Raw genomic sequence first — 16,084 nt, 5'->3', positions numbered from 1 at the left:
GCCCCTCTCTGCGGTTCAGGCCGTCCAGGTCGCTCCGGCGGGTTCGCCCGTGCCGACGGTCCGATACAATGCGGCCTCGCCAGTCATCGACGGAGCCAGATGATAGGACGTGTTTTCGGGCACGCTCATCGTGTCGCCTGGCGCGAGCGTCGCCTCTCCGCCATCCCAGCTGATCTTCCAATGCCCGCGCACCGGCATCAGCACGGCCGGGTTGTCATGCTGCTGATCGTCAAGAGCGGTTTTCTGGGTCAGGAAATCGACCTCGAAACCCGGCCTGTCGCGCAGCTTGGCGTCTTCGCCGATCACCTTTGCTGGTTGCCTGTCGGCAAGCGCCACCAGATCCCAGTAACGCGCGACATAGTTGGGAACCACCTCGGCGGTGCTCGGCTCGGGGTAGGCCTTCAGCTCGTCGTCGCTCAGCAGCGGCATCGGCTGTTCGCCCTCGGGCAGGGTCTGGCCCTTCTTGCTGTCATAGAGCTTGCCCTTCTCGGACAGGATCAAACCGTGATCGCGCGCGTCCTCGATCACCTGCGGGGCCCAGATCACGCCGCCGCCAGCATCGTCGCCGCCCAGGATGGCCATGATCATGCCGTAATCCGTGCCGATATTCTCGAAGCCGCGGAAAATGCCGGTGGGGATGTTGAAAATGTCGCCTTCCTCCAGCACCACCTCTCCGGCATCGCCATTCCGGCCCCAGAAGAAGCGCCAGCGGCCCTTGAGCACGAAGAAGACTTCGGCGGTGCGGTGCGAATGCAGCGAGTTGCGGCATTTCGGCGGCTGCCCCGCCGCGCCGATATTGAAGCCATGCGGGATCGAGATATGGACGTGCTGATCGGGGCTTTCGCTGACCCCGCCGCCGATGATGGTGAAGTTTTCCTTCTGGTTCGATCCGGGCGTATGCGCGTCGATGAAGGCGGTCTTGCAGGGTTGCAGCTCGCCATAGCGAACGATGCGGGATTCCATTTCCTGGGGTGTCATATCGTGTTTCCTTGAAAGCGTATCTGTTCGGGCTGGGTCACATCATCCGCGCCGAAGGCGGCGGATGCGGGTTCAGCCGGCGTGACCGCAGCGCCTGACGCCAGACATGGAAGCGCCGCAATGCGATGCTCTGACGTGGCATCATAAATCTCCGCTATGCAGCAGGATCTGCTTCCAGATCGCAATTTCGTCATAGAGCGCGGTTTCGCGGCGCAGCCCCCACGGGCCGTATTCGGCATGCGCCATGCCGAATACATGGACACGCGCACCTGTCGGGCGCCCGAATGCGCCCCACCCGTCATGGGTGCCGTCCAGCGACCACCGGATCGCGGCGCGGGGCGAGAGCATGTCGGCATCCATGCCGATCCGGTGATGCACACGGAACGTCGCTGAGGGAAAGGAAGAGCGCAGCGCGATCCAGAACCCGGCGATCTTCTCTCGCCCCAGAAGTTCGACCGCGCCGGGATATTGGCCGATGGCGGCGCGGTCATAGCCGGTCAGGATATGGTTGAAGTCCTGATCCATCACACGCGTCAGATCCTGCTCGTAGCGCAGACCCCATTCATTGTCGTTGCCGATGCCGTGATAGCCTCCGTCGACATCGTTTTCGGGCAGGAACGGCATCACCGCCTGATCGGGACCCCCTTCCGCCGCGATCAGGTCGCGCGTGAATTGCAAAGGGTCGTGACCGAGTTGCCGGACCAGCCCGCCATAGTCGCGCACCAGCCATTCATCATAGATCGTCTCGCCCTTTGCGGCGCAGTCGGCGATGACTCGAATGGTCCAGCGTCGCCCTGTCGCGGGGCCGAACTGGCCTTCATTCAGATGCGTCCCGCTGGTGATGAGACGATGCGAGGATAAATGGCCGTTCTGCGCATCATTTGACCAGATGACATCTTCGGCAAACAGCTCGCGATCCGGAAACTCATGGATCGTCGCCATGGTCGAGGCTTTCACCGCCGCATTGCCGCGTGTGATGCCCATGGGTGAGCGGACGGGAATATTCTCGCCATAATAGCGATCGAGCGTTTCGACGCCGCGATCCTCCCAGATCTCCTTGGTGATGCCGATGATGTAATCGGGAAAATCCTGCCAACGGTCGTAAATGGTCATTCGGTCCAACCTTCCGGGATCCGGGCCGATCCGCGCTGGATCAGGGGCCCGTCGATTTCGATCTTTCGCGGTGTGTGGTTCTTGTGTTCGATCTTTGACAGCATTGTCTCGACCGTGGCCGAGATCATCCGGTTCACCGGCTGACGCACGGTCGTCAGGTCGAAGGACGGCCAGGCCGCCAGCGGCACGTCGTCATAGCCCACGACAGAGATATCCTCGCCCAGCTTCAGACGCATCTCCTGCCGCAGGACCTCCATCACGGCGAAGGCCATGTGGTCATTGCCCACAAAGATCGCGTCCGGGCTGCTGTCCAGCGCCATCATCTGGCGGGCTGCATCCGCGGCAGCCTCGCGCTGATACATGCCGTCGATGACCGCGACGGGCTCTCTGTCCGCGGCACGCAGCGCATCGAGGAAACCGTCCTTCCTGTCGCGGCCCGTCGAGGACCCGCGCCAACCGGCGATATGGGCAATCCGCTGATGCCCGCCGGCGATCAGAAACTCTGCCACCTTCGCGCCGCCGGCCCGGTTTGCCGAGGTGACCGAGGAGTGCTGATCGCCATCCTGACCGCGGTTGAACAGAACCACGGGAATACCCGCATTCGAGCAGCGATCCGACAGATCGTTCGTCATGGCGACAGAGGCCGCGATGATGCCGTCTACCTGATAGTCGATCAGCTTCTGCATGACATTGGCCACGCTTGCATCCGAGTTCTCTGCCATGAAGATCAGGATGTGATAGCCCTGCGCTTCGAGCGCGCGCGACAGATGCTCGATCGCGACCGGGTAGAACTGGTTTTCCAGATAGGCGACGACCAGCCCGATGATCCTCGTGCGGCCGGTGATCAGTGAGCGCGCAAGGACGTTCGGGCGATATCCCAGCTTTTCTGCGGCGGCGCGCACCTTCTTGGCCATTGCCTCGGATACAGAGGCGCCCGGGGTAAAGACGCGGCTCACCGCCGACTGGCTGACGCCGGCCAGCGTGGCCACATCCTGAGATGTCACTTTCTCTGCCGCCATCAGTCTGCCGTCCAGCCTCCGTCCACAAGCAGCGACGTGCCGGTGACCAGCGCGGCCGCGTCCGAGGCCAGATAGGCTACCGCGCCCATGATGTCCTCGACCTCGCCCACACGGCCCAGCTTGATCTTTTCCTTGATCCAGCGGACCCGTTCGGGGTCGTCGAAGGTGGACTGAGTGAGCGGTGTGCGGATGAAGGTTGGGCAGATCGTATTGATCCTGATCCGCTCAGCTCCCCATTCCAGCGCCATCGCCTTTACCATGCCTTCGATCGCATGTTTCGAGGCGCAGTAAACCGCCCGGTCTATGCCGCCGACATGCCCCATCTGGCTGGAAATATGGATGATCGAGCCGCCGCTGCCCGCGGCGATCATCTTCCGCGCCGACTCGGTCGACAGGAAATAGGCGGCGCGGAGATTCAACGCCATCACCGCATCGAAATCTTCCACTGAGGTGTCAAGCGCCGCCGAATGGCGCGCCATGCCAGCCGAGTTCACGACCACGTCGAAAGCACCCTCTGCCGCCAGCGAATTTGCCAGCGCATCAAGATCGGCCATGTCCAGCGAAAGCGTTTCGGCGCTTCCCCCGCGTGCGCGGATCTCTTCCGTCACCTCATTCAGCTTGTCTGCGCTGCGGGCGGCGCAGACCACATGGGCGCCCTGTTCCGCCAGCGCTGCCGCGCAGGCCGCGCCGATACCGGAAGACGCACCAGTCACAAGGGCGCGTCGGCCATCCAGCCGGAACGACGGTGTTCTGGGGAGAGTCATTCCTGCTCCGCTGTTTCGCGATGGGGGGCGGGTTCGCCATAGGGGATGTTCACCCCGCCATAGCGTCGCACCCGGATATTGCATTGCTCGGCATGGCCGACAAAGCCTTCCAGCATGCACAACCGCGAGCCATATTCGCCGATCAGCGTCGCGGCCTCATCGGTCGTGACCTTCTGATAGCTGTGGGTTTTCAGGAACTTCCCGACCCACAGCCCGCCGGTATAGCGCCCGGCCTTCTTCGTGGGCAATGTGTGGTTCGTGCCGATCACCTTGTCGCCATTGGCGACATTGGTGCGCGGCCCAAGGAACAGCGCACCATAGCTGTGCATCCCTTCCAGATACCAGTCGTCGCGGTCGGTCATCACCTGCACATGCTCATAGGCAAGGTCATTGGCGAGGTTCAGCATCTCGTCATGGGTCTCGCAAAGATATACATCGCCATAATCGCGCCACGAGGCCGAGGCGGTCTCGCGGGTGGGCAGGATCTCCAGCAGCCGGTCGATCTCGGCCAGCGTGTCCTCGGCCAGCTTGCGGCTGTTGGTGATCAGGCAGGCGGGTGAGTTATAGCCATGCTCGGCCTGACCCAGCAGGTCGGTGGCGACGATTTCGGCATCGACCGTTTCGTCGGCGATGACCATGGTCTCTGTCGGGCCGGCGAACAGGTCGATCCCGACGCGACCGTAAAGCTGCCGCTTCGCCTCGGCGACAAACGCGTTGCCGGGACCGACCAGCATATGCACCGGCTCGATGGTCTCGGTGCCAAGCGCCATGGCCCCGACCGCCTGAATGCCGCCCATCACATAGATCTCATGCGCGCCGCCCATATGCATCGCCGCGACGATGGCGGGATGCGGAGCGCCGTTCACCGGCGGGGCCGAAGCGATGATGCGCGGCACCCCGGCCACCGAGGCGGTCAGCACCGACATATGCGCCGAGGCGACCATCGGAAACTTGCCGCCCGGCACATAGCAGCCCACGGACTGCACCGGAATATTGCGATGGCCGAGGATCACGCCGGGCATCGTCTCGATCTCGACGTCACGCATCGAGTCCCGCTGGGCTTCGGCAAAGCGCCGGATCTGCTTCTGAGCGAAGCGGATATCCTCCATCTCGCGCGAGCCGACCTTCTGCATCGCGGCCTCGATTTCCGACTGCGACAAGCGGAAACGCTCTGGTTCGTATTTGTCGAATTTCGCCGAAAGCTCGCGCACGGCGGCGTCTCCGCGCTTTTCGATGTCATCGAGCGTTGCCTCGACCGTGGCGCGGACCTTGGCGTCGTCCTCAGCGCGGGCGTCCTCAGTTTTTCCGGATTTCAGATGTTCGATGGCCATGTTGTCTTCCCTATTGAGGTCGCGGCGGTGTGCGCTCGCCGCGGTCATATGCTTCCCAGCCCTCGCCGGCGAAGACGTCGCGACCCAGCTGCGCCAGAACGGCGGCAAAATCGACCGAGACCCAGTTATCCCTGATCCGCCCGTCCTCGACTTTCCAGAAGTCCATATAGGGGATCGTCACCCGCTTGCCGGTCGCGGAAATCCCCATGAACTCGCCGGAATGCGTCGCCTCGATATGGCCGAAGCACGACGCCCAATCGCCTTCGCAGATGAAGCGTTCTGTTTTGTAGTGACGCTCGGTGAAGGCAGCGCGGAGCGGCAATTGCCAGTTCTCGCGGAAAGAGCGGAGATCCGGCTTGGTGCCGCAGCCCCGGTTGCCCATCCACCGGAAATCTTCGTGGAAATGCGCCGCCATATCGTCCGAATTCTCGCCAAGCGCAGCCTCCATGCGCAGGATGACGTGACGCGTCGCCTCTGCCTTTTCTTCAGCGGTCATGCCGTCTCCTGCGGGATCCGTTCGCCGGTTTCGGCATCGAACAGATGGCACATCGCGGCGGGAATATTGGTGCCAACCTCCTCGCCGATCTCGATGCGGAAATCCTTTGGCGCCTTGATCGACACAAGGGATTCCCCGAGCCTGTGGCTGATCATGGACGCCTCGCCAAGAAGCTCGATAGAGTAGACCGGAGCGCGCAATTCACCGCCGCCAGGCTCGGCCAGGGTCACATCTTCGGCCCGGAAGCCAAGCGTCACCGGCCCTGCGTGGTGCGTGGGCAGGCCGGGGACGCGCATCCCTTCGGCCTCGAAGACGCCGTTCTCGATACGGCCTGTCACGAGGTTCATCGCCGGGCTGCCGATGAAGCCTGCCACGAAGGTATTCGCCGGATAGTCATAGATATCCGTCGGCGTCCCCACCTGCTGGATGCGGCCCTTGTTCATGACCACGACCCGGTCGGCCAGCGTCATCGCCTCGATCTGGTCATGGGTGACATAGACGGTTGTGGTCTTCAGCTTGTGCTGGAGATTCTTGATCTGCGCCCGCGTCGAAACCCGCAGCTTGGCGTCGAGATTCGACAGCGGCTCATCCATCAGGAACACGGTCGGTTTGCGCACGATGGCGCGGCCAAGCGCGACGCGCTGGCGCTGCCCGCCGGAGAGCGCGGCGGGGCGGCGTTCCAGCAGTTCGGTCAGCTCGACCATCTCGGCGGCGCGCATGACCCGTTCGTGATGTTCCTCCTTCGGGACCTTGCGGACCTTCAGTGGGAAGCGGATGTTTTCGTAAACCGAAAGCTGCGGGTAAAGACCGTAGGACTGGAACACCATGGCGATGTCGCGATCCTTGGGTTCTTCATTGTTGACGACCTTGTCACCGATCCAGATCTCGCCATCGGTGACATCTTCCAGCCCGGCGATCATCCGCATCGTGGTGGACTTGCCGCAACCCGACGGCCCGAGCAGCACGATGAATTCCTGATCCGCGATATCGAGATCGAAATTATCGACGCCGATAAAATTTCCCCAGCGTTTGCAAACGTTTTTCAAACGAAGTTCAGCCATCGGATACCTATCCTTTCACGGCGCCGGCGGTGAGCCCGCTGACGATCTGGCGCTGGAACACCATGACGAGAACGAAAAGCGGGGCCATGGCCGAAACGGCGGCGGCGACCGCATACATGACTTTGCCCTCTTGCTGGGTCGAGCCGAGGAAGCTGTTGATCTTGGGGATCATGGTCTGGTTTTCCTGGCTCAGCAGCATCGAGGTGACGGTGAAGTCGTTATAGGCCAGCAGGAAGCTGAACAGCCCCGTAGTCACCACCCCCGGCCACATCACCGGGATGACCGCCAGACGGAAGGCCTGGAAGCGCGTGCAGCCATCGACCATTGCGCTTTCGTCCAGATCCTTTGGGATGGTCAGAAAGAAGCTGTGAAGCATCCACAGGGTAAAGGGCTGATTGATCGCGACCAGCACGATAATGGTCGTGGGCAGATAGCCCCAGATGTTCATTTCAAAGAAGGGCAGCAGATAGCCCGAGACTAGCGTCACATGCGGCATGGCACGGAAGATCAGCGCCGCGATCAGGATCCAGAACGTATAGCGGAACCCGGACCGCGCCAGCGCATAGCCACCCAGCGTGCCGACCGTCAGTGAAATCGTGACCACGGCAAAGACAACGATGCCGGTGTTCAGCACGGCGCGCCAGAATTCTTGCTCGATCCACGCTCCCTCATAGCCGCTGCCGGTGAAGGGGCCCCCGGTCTGCGCGGTCGTGGCCGGGCCGGTGATTGCATTCATCCAGTCGGCGCGGGAAAAGAAATCCGCCTCGACCTTGAACGATCCCCAGGCCGTCCAGATGAACGGGAACGCCGCGAGGAACAGCCACAGCAGCACGAAGCCGGTGGACAGCACGACAAGCGGCATGGGTTTGCGATTTATGCTCTTTGCCATCGATCAGGCCTTTCTGCTGAAATCGCGCCAGGTGCGGATCAGCACCGGGAACAACAGGATGACCACGCCGAGAATGGTCAGCATCGAACTGGCGGCGGCCGAGCCGAATAGCGGAAAGTCGCCTGAACGCAGATCGGAATAGATCAGGTAGCTCAGCGAGGTTGCGTTCGCCTCGGCCGAGAAGCCGATGATCGGCTCGAAAACCCGGAAATTATCCATGAGCTGCATCAGCGCGATAAAGGTCGCCAGCGGCATCAGATAGGGGATGGTGACGAAGCGGATCCGCTCCCACCGGCTGGCGCCGTCGACCATGGCGCTTTCCAACGTGTCCTGCGGCACGGTCTGTAGCCCGGCATAGAACACGACGAAAGCGAACGGCGCGCTGTGCCAGACGCCATAGACGAACAGCGTCACCCAGGTCAGCGTCGGCGAGGCTTTCAGCGACAATTGCGGATCGTTGAACACGACCTGCAACGTCGCGCCGATGATGCCGCGGGAATCGATCATCCAGAACAGCACCAGCGCGCCGATCAGCGGTGTCACGATCATCGGCAAAAGCGAGAAGAAGATGACCGGCCCTTTCAACCGGGCCGAAACCGCGTTTACCGAGACCGCGATACAGAAGCCAAGTATGATCACAAGCGGGGTCACGATGAAGGTATAGGCTATGGTAAAGATCAGCGCCTTGTAGAAGGGCAGGTTCATCACCTGACCCAGAAATACCCCAAGACTGTCGCTGTTGCGCCAGGCTGCGCCAAGCTCGTCGAATGCAAGGTGGCTGGCGTTGGAATAGGTGCCCAGCCCGTTGAACCGTCCCATCGGACTTTCCTCGCGAAGCTCGGCCATGGCGGCGGAATCGACGCGCATCTCGGTCTTGCAGCCGAACGGGCCACAGGATTCGGTCTGGCTCATGACCTGCTGATGCTCGACAAAGAGCGACTGATATCCGACCGAGATGATCGGGATGGCGATGAACAGGATCATCGCGAGCAGGGAAGGCCAGATAAAGGCCAGAAACGTTCTGTGCGGCATGGGTTACTCCGTCGAACGTGTGAAGGCAGAGCCCGGACGCGGGAATGGCGTCAGGACAGGCGGGGCGTCTTTAGCGCGTGGCGGGGCGTGGCGCGCCGGTCAGCGCGCCGTCCCGGTCTTCGTCATCAGTTCAGAAAGCCCGCTTCGGCAGCCGCGGTCGTGTAGGCGGCGGTCACATCCGCCAGTGCCTGCTCGGCGCTCTCCTGGCCCTGCATGAACTCGGCCAGATTATCGCCGAGCGCGGTGTGCAGAAGCCCCATATAGGGCAGCATCGGATAGGGGCGTGCGCCCGCGGCGAGGTTTGCAGAGACCCCTTCCGCAGCCGGCGTCGGATCGTAGCCCTTGACCAGCCAGACCGCGGATTCCCGGTTCTCGGCAATGGTTTCGGGCGAGATCCCCTTCATCATCGCGCGGAACGAGGCCTCGGCGTCTTCGTCCGAAATATTCTTCGCGATCACGAAACCATCCCACCACAGACCGGCCGCAGGGATCTCGGCATCGCCGAGCGTCGGTGCGGCGGCATAGCCCGTGGCGGCAGCGATCTCGGGCGCGGAGCCGGTTTCATCGGAATATTCGCGGGTGCGCGAGCCCCATTGGATCTGGATCGCGCTGTCATTCGATTCCCAGAGCGGATGCAGCGCATTGCTGTCATAGGTGACGAAATCGGGGTCCATGTATTCGCTCATCGCCTTCAGCGTCTCAAGCGTCTTGATCCCGTTCTCGTTGTTGATATCGACCTCGGCGGTCCCGTCCTTGAAGAAATCGGCGCCGGTCGCGAGAAAGGTGTTCACGAACTCCGCCGCGAGATCCCAGCCCGGCTTGTAGCCGGAGGCAAGCGGATACTGCATCACGTCATTCGCACGCAGCGTTTCGGCGGCGGCGAGGATCTCTTCATAGCTGGTCGGCACCTCGATGCCGTTCTCTTCCAGCAGATCCTCGCGATAGAACAGATGCTGCGCATTCGCCATGAAAGCGATCGCCATGATGTTGTCGCCGACGCGGATGAGCTGCTGTTCCTGCAGATCCTGACCCCATTTCTCGACATATTCATCGAGAGGACGCACCAGATCGGCCGAGAGAAGCGGCATGACCGAGTTCGTCGCCACGACCGCGACAGTGTAGGAGGCAGGATTTGTCGTCAGCGCCGGCACCTGGATATTCTTGTGCTCGGTGGTCTGGTTCTTGGTGACTTCGACCGTGTCGCTGGCGCAGGTCTCGGCGGCGTTGGCGATGACGTGCAGCGCCTCGAAGTCATTCGAGAGGATCCGCACGGATCCGGATTCGATGCCGCATTCGGCCATTGCCATGCCCGCGCTCCCGATCAGTGCGATCGTGGCTACGCTGGCTTGCAGAATTCTTGTCATGGTCCGTCTCCTGTTGAGAACAGCGCCCGGCGAGTTATCGGGCAGGGTCGGCCCGCAAAGTTATTGGCCGCATGAAATACTGTTTCTTTGTGGCGAGGAGGCTTGAAATTACCTGTCGCAGAATCGATGCTAGCAATCGCTGCATACGAATGCAAGAAAATCTTAAGCCGATACGAACCGCGCAGGATAACGCCATGACCGATCCGCATCTCAGCCGGAAAATCGATATGCACGAGGCGATGTTGCGCCTTGCCGAGGCGCGCCCCGAGGCGCTTCCGGAACTGCTCGGCACGCTCTATGCGCCCGAAGCGCATTGGCGCGGCTCTCACCCGATGAACGAAATGACCGGCCCCGAAGCGATTGCGGCGCAGGTCTGGGCGCCGCTGCGGCACAGCTTCCCCGATCTCGAACGGCGCGACCTGATTGTCGTCGGCGGGCAATATGAGGGGCGTGACTATGTCGCGATGATGGGACATTACTGCGGAAGCTTCCGTCATGACTGGCTGGGCATCCCCGCGACGGGCGGTGCCGCCTATCTCCGGTATGGCGAGGTGCACCAGATCGCGCATGGCCGGATCGTCCAGTCCAGCTGTCTCTGGGACGTGCTCGACCTCATTCGCCAGGCGGGGTTCTGGCCGCTTGCACCGAGCCTCGGCGCCGAAGAGATGTGGCCGGGTCCGATCACCGGAGACGGTCTTGCCCTGCGCGATAGCGATCCGCAGGAAAGTGCTGCCAGTATCGCACAGACCTTGGCCATGCACGCCGCGCTGGGGGCTTATGACGATGAAGGCAGGGGCGGGCGCGAGGGGCTGCTGAACATGCCGCAGAAGGACTTCTGGCATCCTAAGATGATGTGGTATGGCCCTGCCGGTATCGGCACGGCGCGGGGGCTGTCCGGCTTTGTGGATTGCCACCAGCTGCCCTTCCGCATGGCCTTCCCGAACCGCAAGGGCGGCGGGCAGTGGGACGAGATCGGCGCGCTCAAGCAACAGCATGGCGGTGGGCATTATATCCGGATAGGGGACGGCCCCTATTCCGTCACTGCCGGCTGGCCGAGCGTCTTCGCGATGCATCGCGGCGGCGGCTTTCTGGGCCTTGCCCCGACCGGCCGGCCGGTGACGATGCGGGTGATGGATTTCTACCTGCATCACGAGGGGCTGATCCGCGAAAACTGGGTGCCGCTCGATATGCTGGATCTGCTGATGCAGATGGGGGTGGATGTGCTGGACAGGATGAGCCCGATTTTCCGACGCGGCGGCTAGGCGCGGCGGCTCAGCGGCGCCCGGCCTTTCAGGGTCGGGCGCCGGGCAGACCGCTTCGGGTATCAGCCCTCATCGAAATATATCGGCTCTCGCGCAGCCTCCGAAAGCTGGGCCAGCTTGACCTGAACCAGCAGCGACAACTCGTCGTAGACACGCCATTCATCGACGATCTTGCCGTCCTTATAGTGGAAATGGCTGATCCCCATCACCTGCACACGCTTGCCGGTCGGTTCTCCAAGCTCTTGCAGCATCCCATAGCCGAGGTGATGCCCTTCGAGGATCCATCGCACGGCAACCTTCGTGCCGCCCTCTTCGCATTCGGTCGAACAGATATGTTGCGGGGTGAATCCGGCATCGGGCAGCGATCCCAGCAGGCCGAGCGTTTGATGCGTGACGGCGGCGATGCCGTAAAGCTCGGTCATGAGCGGTCCGTGATACTGGCAGGTCGGCGCGTAGACATCCTTGATCCGCCCCAGCATCCGCTGGTTCCACACCGCATGCAGCCAGTCCAGCGTCTCGCGCTCCAGATCGGTGCTGGCGATCGACAGGTCCGGCTTCGAATCGGGCGGATACTGCCCGACCATCCGGCGGTTTTCGCCGATATCGATCGATTCGACGCCCTTTTCGAACAGCTTCCCGGCCAGACGCGCGGCATAATCCTGAGGGTCCAGACCCAGCTGACGGATGATCGCCATCTGATCCGAGACAACCCATTCCCGATAGATCTTGTTGGCGTGGATCATGCAGTCGGCGATGGTCCGCGACACAAAGCTGCGCCCTGTCGGCGGGCCGTAATGCCCGTGCTGCGTATGACGGCCCGAGCCGGTGACGAGATGAGACGTATAAAAACCCTTCTGGTCGTCGCCGCTCCAGATGACCTGGGTGGCCATGCCGCGCCGCTCGGGCAGGCTGACCAGGCGCTGGATGGTGTCGCGCACGACCTCCTCGCGGTCATACATGGTGCCCATCGTCCCGTAGAGCACGCAATTATGGGTGTAATGCGTGTAGATCAGGCCAATATCGCGCTCGTCCCAGATGCGATGGGTGCAGCGGATGATGTAATCGACGATGTCGGTATAGATGTCGTCGAACCCCTCCATCGGCTGAACGCGCTTGCGACCCTCGGGCACCAGATCGACGAAATCGCGGCGCTCGACCTGAAGAACGGCGTCGCCTGATGCCTTGCCTCGCGGCTTGTTCCCGTCCGCGCCCTTATCGTCCGCAGCCATGTTGAGAATCCTTTTCCAATGTTTGCCATGCCGACCCTAGCTGTTCTGCATACGAATGCAACAACCCTCTGAGCTGCTCGTTCGACGGGCGTGGTCAAGACGGCGTTCTGCGGGGATGGGTGAGGGTAGCTGCCTGCCTTCTGCCGCTCGCCGCCATGCAAAAGGCCCCGCCGGCGAACCGACGGGGCCTTACGGCCTTTATCTGGGCGGGTCTTAGCTGTTGTTGTTCACGCCGTCGGAGCTTCCGCTCGCGCCAGAACCTGTCGACGTGGTTTTATTAACGTCCGCGTCGATCTCTTTCTTGGCGGTCTCGGCTGCCTTTGCGCCGATCTCGCTGAGATCGTCGATGACGCCCGAGGCGGCCTTTTCGGCATTGCCAGTGTCATAGCCGCGGGCCTCGGCCTCGCTCTTGGCGCTGTCGAGCGTCTTTTCGGCGATCTCTCCGGCACGCTCGACCGTGGTGTCGAGCACTTCGCGAGAGCGGTCCTTCAGCTCATCCGCCTGCTCTCCGAACAGCTCGTCCTCGCGACGGGTCGACGGCAGCAGCGTCGCGCCGAGCGCGGCGAGTGCGGCGACACCGAGCCCGAGCACCACCGGGTTCGAGCGATAGGCTTCCGAAACGCGGTCGGCTGCGGTGCCGGCAACATCCGCGAACTGGTCACGGCTGCGGTCGAACCGGTCGCGCGCCGAATAGCGCAGATCATCGGCGCTCTGACGTGCCGAGCGGGCGAAGTCGCGGCCACGGCGCGAGGCGTTGTCGCGCGCGGAGCTGAGACGGTCGCGCGCCTCATCGACGCTGCGACGGGCGCGGTCGGCAATGCTTTCGCCGTCGTCGTCATCGGCATCGGCAAATTCTGCCTCGGTCAGCTGACGTCCCTGGACATCATGCGAGATCCCACGACCGCCAACCGCGGGCGAACTGCCGACGGGGCGATAGAGTCCGCTCGCACGGGTGCCGATCCGATCACCGCGGTAATCATCGTCGTCGTCGTCGTCATTGCCGAAGCGTTCCGATACGCGATCTGACATGTCACGTCCGCGGCTGGCGATGTCGCGGCTGGTCGGTCCGCCCTGACCGGCGATCAGCCAGGCCATACCCGCACCGATCAGGGCGACCGGCAGCGGATTGTCGCGCAGCGAGCGGCCCATATTGCGGGTGAATTCAGCCCCGCCACTGTCAAGCAACGCGGTGCGGGCAGTCTCCATCAGGTTTTCGGGACGGAACTGTCCCTGAAGCTGATCGACATTGCGCAACAGGCTCTGGCGGCGATCCTCGATCTGATCGACGATCTGTCGGGTGGATTTATCCGAATAATCGGTCATAGACGGGTCTCCTTGATGGCTTCGCGGTCGCGGCGCATCTGTTCCATGGTCTTGCTGGGCGCGAGATTTTCAGCCGAGAATTTCGACTTCGCGGACATCAGCAGAATGATCCCGACGATGACCGTGCCACCACCGACGATCAGTGCCGACCAGCCGGAATGGATGCCCATCTCGACCAGCGCCAGCACGATGGCCTGAAGCAGGATCACCAGCGCCGCCATGATGAGCGCAGTGCCGAGCACCGCCATGACAAGCGCCGCACCCAGCTGGCCGACCTTTTCATTTGCCTCGGCGCGGGCGAGGGCGACCTCGCCACGGACGAGATTGATGGCGTCATCGACGATGGCGGACAGATGCCCGCTCACGCTGCGCCGGTTCGGATCGTGATATTTGTGGTCGTCCATCAGGATTGCTCCCTCGTGCCGGTGTGGGTTGCCGGGGCGGCGGGTGTGTAGGCGCTGCCCGCAGGCGCCGTCGGGCTGCCGGTGCTGACCGGGGCTGCCGGATTATAGCCGTCCGGGCGGGACGGGCTGCGATCAGAGACATAGCGGTCCTGATCGTAGCTGTGCGAGGCGGATGCGCCCGCGAAACGCGCGGCGGCAAAGCCCAGAAGTGCGGCACCAGCGATAAACACGGCGGGCTGCCGGCGGGCGAAGTCGGTCACCTGGCCGTAGATATCGCCCAGATCGCGGTCGCGCAGATTGCCGGCGGCAGTTTCGGCGCCGTCTGCGGCGGACTCGATCCAGCCGGCGATCACGCCCTGATTTTCCTCGCGCAGCTTTTCAGCGGCGGAACGGGTTGCCTTGGCGACCGAGTTCACCTGCTCGGCCAATCCGCGCTTCTGGTCGTCCAGGATCTCACCGGCCTTCTGCTGGCCTTCCTGAAGCGCCGAGCGGGCGGCGTCGCGGCCTTCGCGCAGCTTGTCTTCGCCCTGCTGGCGAAGCGCTTCGGCGCGGTCCTGATTGGTTCTGTGGTCCTGCTCTGACATGAGAGGCCTCCTGTTGGTTGGTTGTTGATTGGCGCGGGGCGGCGGGTTCCGCCCCGGCCGGTTTCAGGCTCAGACCCGAGCGCGCGGCAGCGTCTTCGGCGCGCCGACAAAGGCACCGCCGGCAGCGGCGATCAGGCCGAGAACCAGTCCGAAGAAGGACCAGAAAGCTGCCTTGGTCAGACCGTTCAACGCGGCCTCGGCTGCCTGCAGCGTGGTTTCGCGGGCCTCTTCAAGCGAGCTCACGATCTGGCCGCGCGCTTCGTTGAAGCGAGCCTGCGCTTCGTCGATCATATTCGCGGCTTCGGCGCGGGTGATGCCGGTGCGGCGGACCAGTCGGTCGACGATCTGCTGACGCTCTTCGTCCGAAACAACGACCTCTTCGCCCGAGCCGGTCAGGTTTTCGATGAAATCCTGAACGATGGCACCGGCATTGCCGGGATTCTGGGCGACTTCGCGGGCGGTTTCTGCGGCGTTTTCACGCAGTTGATTCAGGTCTTCCTGGCCGAGCGCCGATTCCGCGATGGCATTGTTGAATTCGCGGCGCAGGTCTTCGGGGGTGAGATCGCGCTGTTCGAGGCGCTGCTCGATCCCGTCGGGCAGCTGGTTCGGCATCGAGATGTCGATGCGGCCGATTTGCTGACCTGCGAACTGGGTCGCACTGGCGACGGCCGAGCCGGCAGCCGACGCGCCGCTGGAAATCGCGCTCAGCGAGCCGCCGACGAGGCCGCCAATCGCGGTGCTTGCCAGCCAGATGATCGCGACCGTCACCAGCGACCAGACGGTCGCGCCGTGCAAGACGGCGGTGATCGGGTTCGGCTGACCGGCGAGGCGGGCGGCAACGAAACCGCCCACGAACAGACCGGCAATCATCGTCAATGCCGCCCAGATGGCCGATCCGGTGCCGACACCGGCCAGCGGGTTCTCTTCCAGCGTGGGGTCAATGACGCCGAAGCCGATGGACATGCCGAGCAGGGTGAGCGTCGCCACCACTGCGATACCGACCACGGCACCGGCGAAAATGCCGGCCCAGGACACACGTACAAGCTCTGCCGGCTTGCCGTGCGCCACCTCGTGATCGCGGACGTTTGGATATGTATCGGTGCTCATGAATAACGTTCCTGTCGCTAAGTAAATGGTGATAGCCGATGTCGCGAGCGTACCGGCCGGAAAGGGCGTGCGGATGCGGCAGCTATCGATGGAACGCTAACAGTCTGGTGCAGTTCCTGCGGACTGAT

Annotated in this window: 16 protein-coding genes; 1 reads left to right on the top strand and 15 read right to left on the bottom strand. The window is 62.8% G+C overall.

Annotation, left to right across the window (positions count from 1 at the left end; translation table 11 throughout):
* Positions 1 to 15: 15 nt before the first annotated feature.
* From PAF18_RS09255 to PAF18_RS09210, 10 genes are all read right to left on the bottom strand, one after another.
* Positions 16 to 978 (bottom strand): cupin domain-containing protein, encoded by a 963-nt coding sequence (locus PAF18_RS09255; protein WP_271115470.1) that lies wholly within the window; start codon positions 976 to 978, stop codon positions 16 to 18.
* A gap of 141 nt (positions 979 to 1,119) precedes the next feature.
* Entirely contained in the window at positions 1,120 to 2,091 is a 972-nt protein-coding gene (locus PAF18_RS09250; RefSeq protein WP_271115469.1) for a nuclear transport factor 2 family protein, read from the bottom strand.
* A complete protein-coding gene (locus PAF18_RS09245) occupies positions 2,088 to 3,110 on the bottom strand; it encodes a LacI family DNA-binding transcriptional regulator (protein WP_271115468.1) in 1,023 nt (340 codons plus the stop codon). The genes PAF18_RS09250 and PAF18_RS09245 overlap by 4 nt, the downstream gene beginning before the upstream one ends.
* A complete protein-coding gene (locus tag PAF18_RS09240; protein WP_271115467.1) occupies positions 3,110 to 3,874 on the bottom strand; it encodes an SDR family NAD(P)-dependent oxidoreductase in 765 nt (254 codons plus the stop codon). The genes PAF18_RS09245 and PAF18_RS09240 overlap by 1 nt, the downstream gene beginning before the upstream one ends.
* Positions 3,871 to 5,205 carry a histidinol dehydrogenase gene (gene hisD / locus PAF18_RS09235; RefSeq protein WP_271115466.1) on the bottom strand — a complete coding sequence of 445 codons (1,335 nt, stop codon included), beginning with the start codon at positions 5,203 to 5,205 and terminating at the stop codon, positions 3,871 to 3,873. Before hisD ends, PAF18_RS09240 begins: the two co-directional genes overlap by 4 nt.
* 10 nt (positions 5,206 to 5,215) lie before the next feature.
* Entirely contained in the window at positions 5,216 to 5,701 is a 486-nt protein-coding gene (locus tag PAF18_RS09230; protein ID WP_271115465.1) for an ester cyclase, read from the bottom strand.
* A complete protein-coding gene (locus PAF18_RS09225) occupies positions 5,698 to 6,762 on the bottom strand; it encodes an ABC transporter ATP-binding protein (RefSeq protein ID WP_271115464.1) in 1,065 nt (354 codons plus the stop codon). Before PAF18_RS09225 ends, PAF18_RS09230 begins: the two co-directional genes overlap by 4 nt.
* 7 nt (positions 6,763 to 6,769) lie before the next feature.
* A complete protein-coding gene (locus tag PAF18_RS09220) occupies positions 6,770 to 7,651 on the bottom strand; it encodes a carbohydrate ABC transporter permease (protein ID WP_271115463.1) in 882 nt (293 codons plus the stop codon).
* A gap of 3 nt (positions 7,652 to 7,654) precedes the next feature.
* Positions 7,655 to 8,683 (bottom strand): carbohydrate ABC transporter permease, encoded by a 1,029-nt coding sequence (locus PAF18_RS09215; protein WP_271115462.1) that lies wholly within the window; start codon positions 8,681 to 8,683, stop codon positions 7,655 to 7,657.
* Between the two features lie 125 nt (positions 8,684 to 8,808).
* A complete protein-coding gene (locus PAF18_RS09210) occupies positions 8,809 to 10,047 on the bottom strand; it encodes an ABC transporter substrate-binding protein (protein ID WP_271115461.1) in 1,239 nt (412 codons plus the stop codon).
* 194 nt (positions 10,048 to 10,241) lie between these two features.
* Between PAF18_RS09210 and PAF18_RS09205 the strand changes: the two genes are divergently transcribed.
* Positions 10,242 to 11,309: an ester cyclase gene (locus PAF18_RS09205; RefSeq protein WP_271115460.1), complete on the top strand. Its 1,068-nt coding sequence runs from the start codon at positions 10,242 to 10,244 to the stop codon at positions 11,307 to 11,309.
* A gap of 62 nt (positions 11,310 to 11,371) precedes the next feature.
* On the opposite strand, the gene PAF18_RS09200 is transcribed toward PAF18_RS09205, so the two are convergent.
* The 5 genes from PAF18_RS09200 to PAF18_RS09180 form a co-directional block, all read right to left on the bottom strand.
* On the bottom strand, positions 11,372 to 12,538 hold the full coding sequence (locus PAF18_RS09200; RefSeq protein ID WP_271115459.1) for a nuclear transport factor 2 family protein: 1,167 nt from the start codon (positions 12,536 to 12,538) through the stop codon (positions 11,372 to 11,374).
* Between the two features lie 213 nt (positions 12,539 to 12,751).
* Positions 12,752 to 13,861 (bottom strand): hypothetical protein, encoded by a 1,110-nt coding sequence (locus PAF18_RS09195; RefSeq protein ID WP_271115458.1) that lies wholly within the window; start codon positions 13,859 to 13,861, stop codon positions 12,752 to 12,754.
* Positions 13,858 to 14,265 (bottom strand): phage holin family protein, encoded by a 408-nt coding sequence (locus PAF18_RS09190; protein WP_271115457.1) that lies wholly within the window; start codon positions 14,263 to 14,265, stop codon positions 13,858 to 13,860. Before PAF18_RS09190 ends, PAF18_RS09195 begins: the two co-directional genes overlap by 4 nt.
* Positions 14,265 to 14,849, bottom strand: coding sequence for a hypothetical protein (locus PAF18_RS09185; RefSeq protein ID WP_271115456.1), 585 nt, complete (start codon positions 14,847 to 14,849; stop codon positions 14,265 to 14,267). The genes PAF18_RS09190 and PAF18_RS09185 overlap by 1 nt, the downstream gene beginning before the upstream one ends.
* A 69-nt stretch (positions 14,850 to 14,918) precedes the next feature.
* Positions 14,919 to 15,956 carry a tellurite resistance TerB family protein gene (locus PAF18_RS09180; RefSeq protein WP_271115455.1) on the bottom strand — a complete coding sequence of 346 codons (1,038 nt, stop codon included), beginning with the start codon at positions 15,954 to 15,956 and terminating at the stop codon, positions 14,919 to 14,921.
* Between the last annotated feature and the right edge of the window lie 128 nt (positions 15,957 to 16,084).

The organism is Paracoccus sediminicola (genome assembly GCF_027912835.1).
GTDB classification, from domain to species: domain Bacteria; phylum Pseudomonadota; class Alphaproteobacteria; order Rhodobacterales; family Rhodobacteraceae; genus Paracoccus; species Paracoccus sediminicola.
The sequence above is the reverse complement of the archived record's forward strand: the minus strand, read 5'-3'. Positions and strand labels throughout refer to the sequence as shown.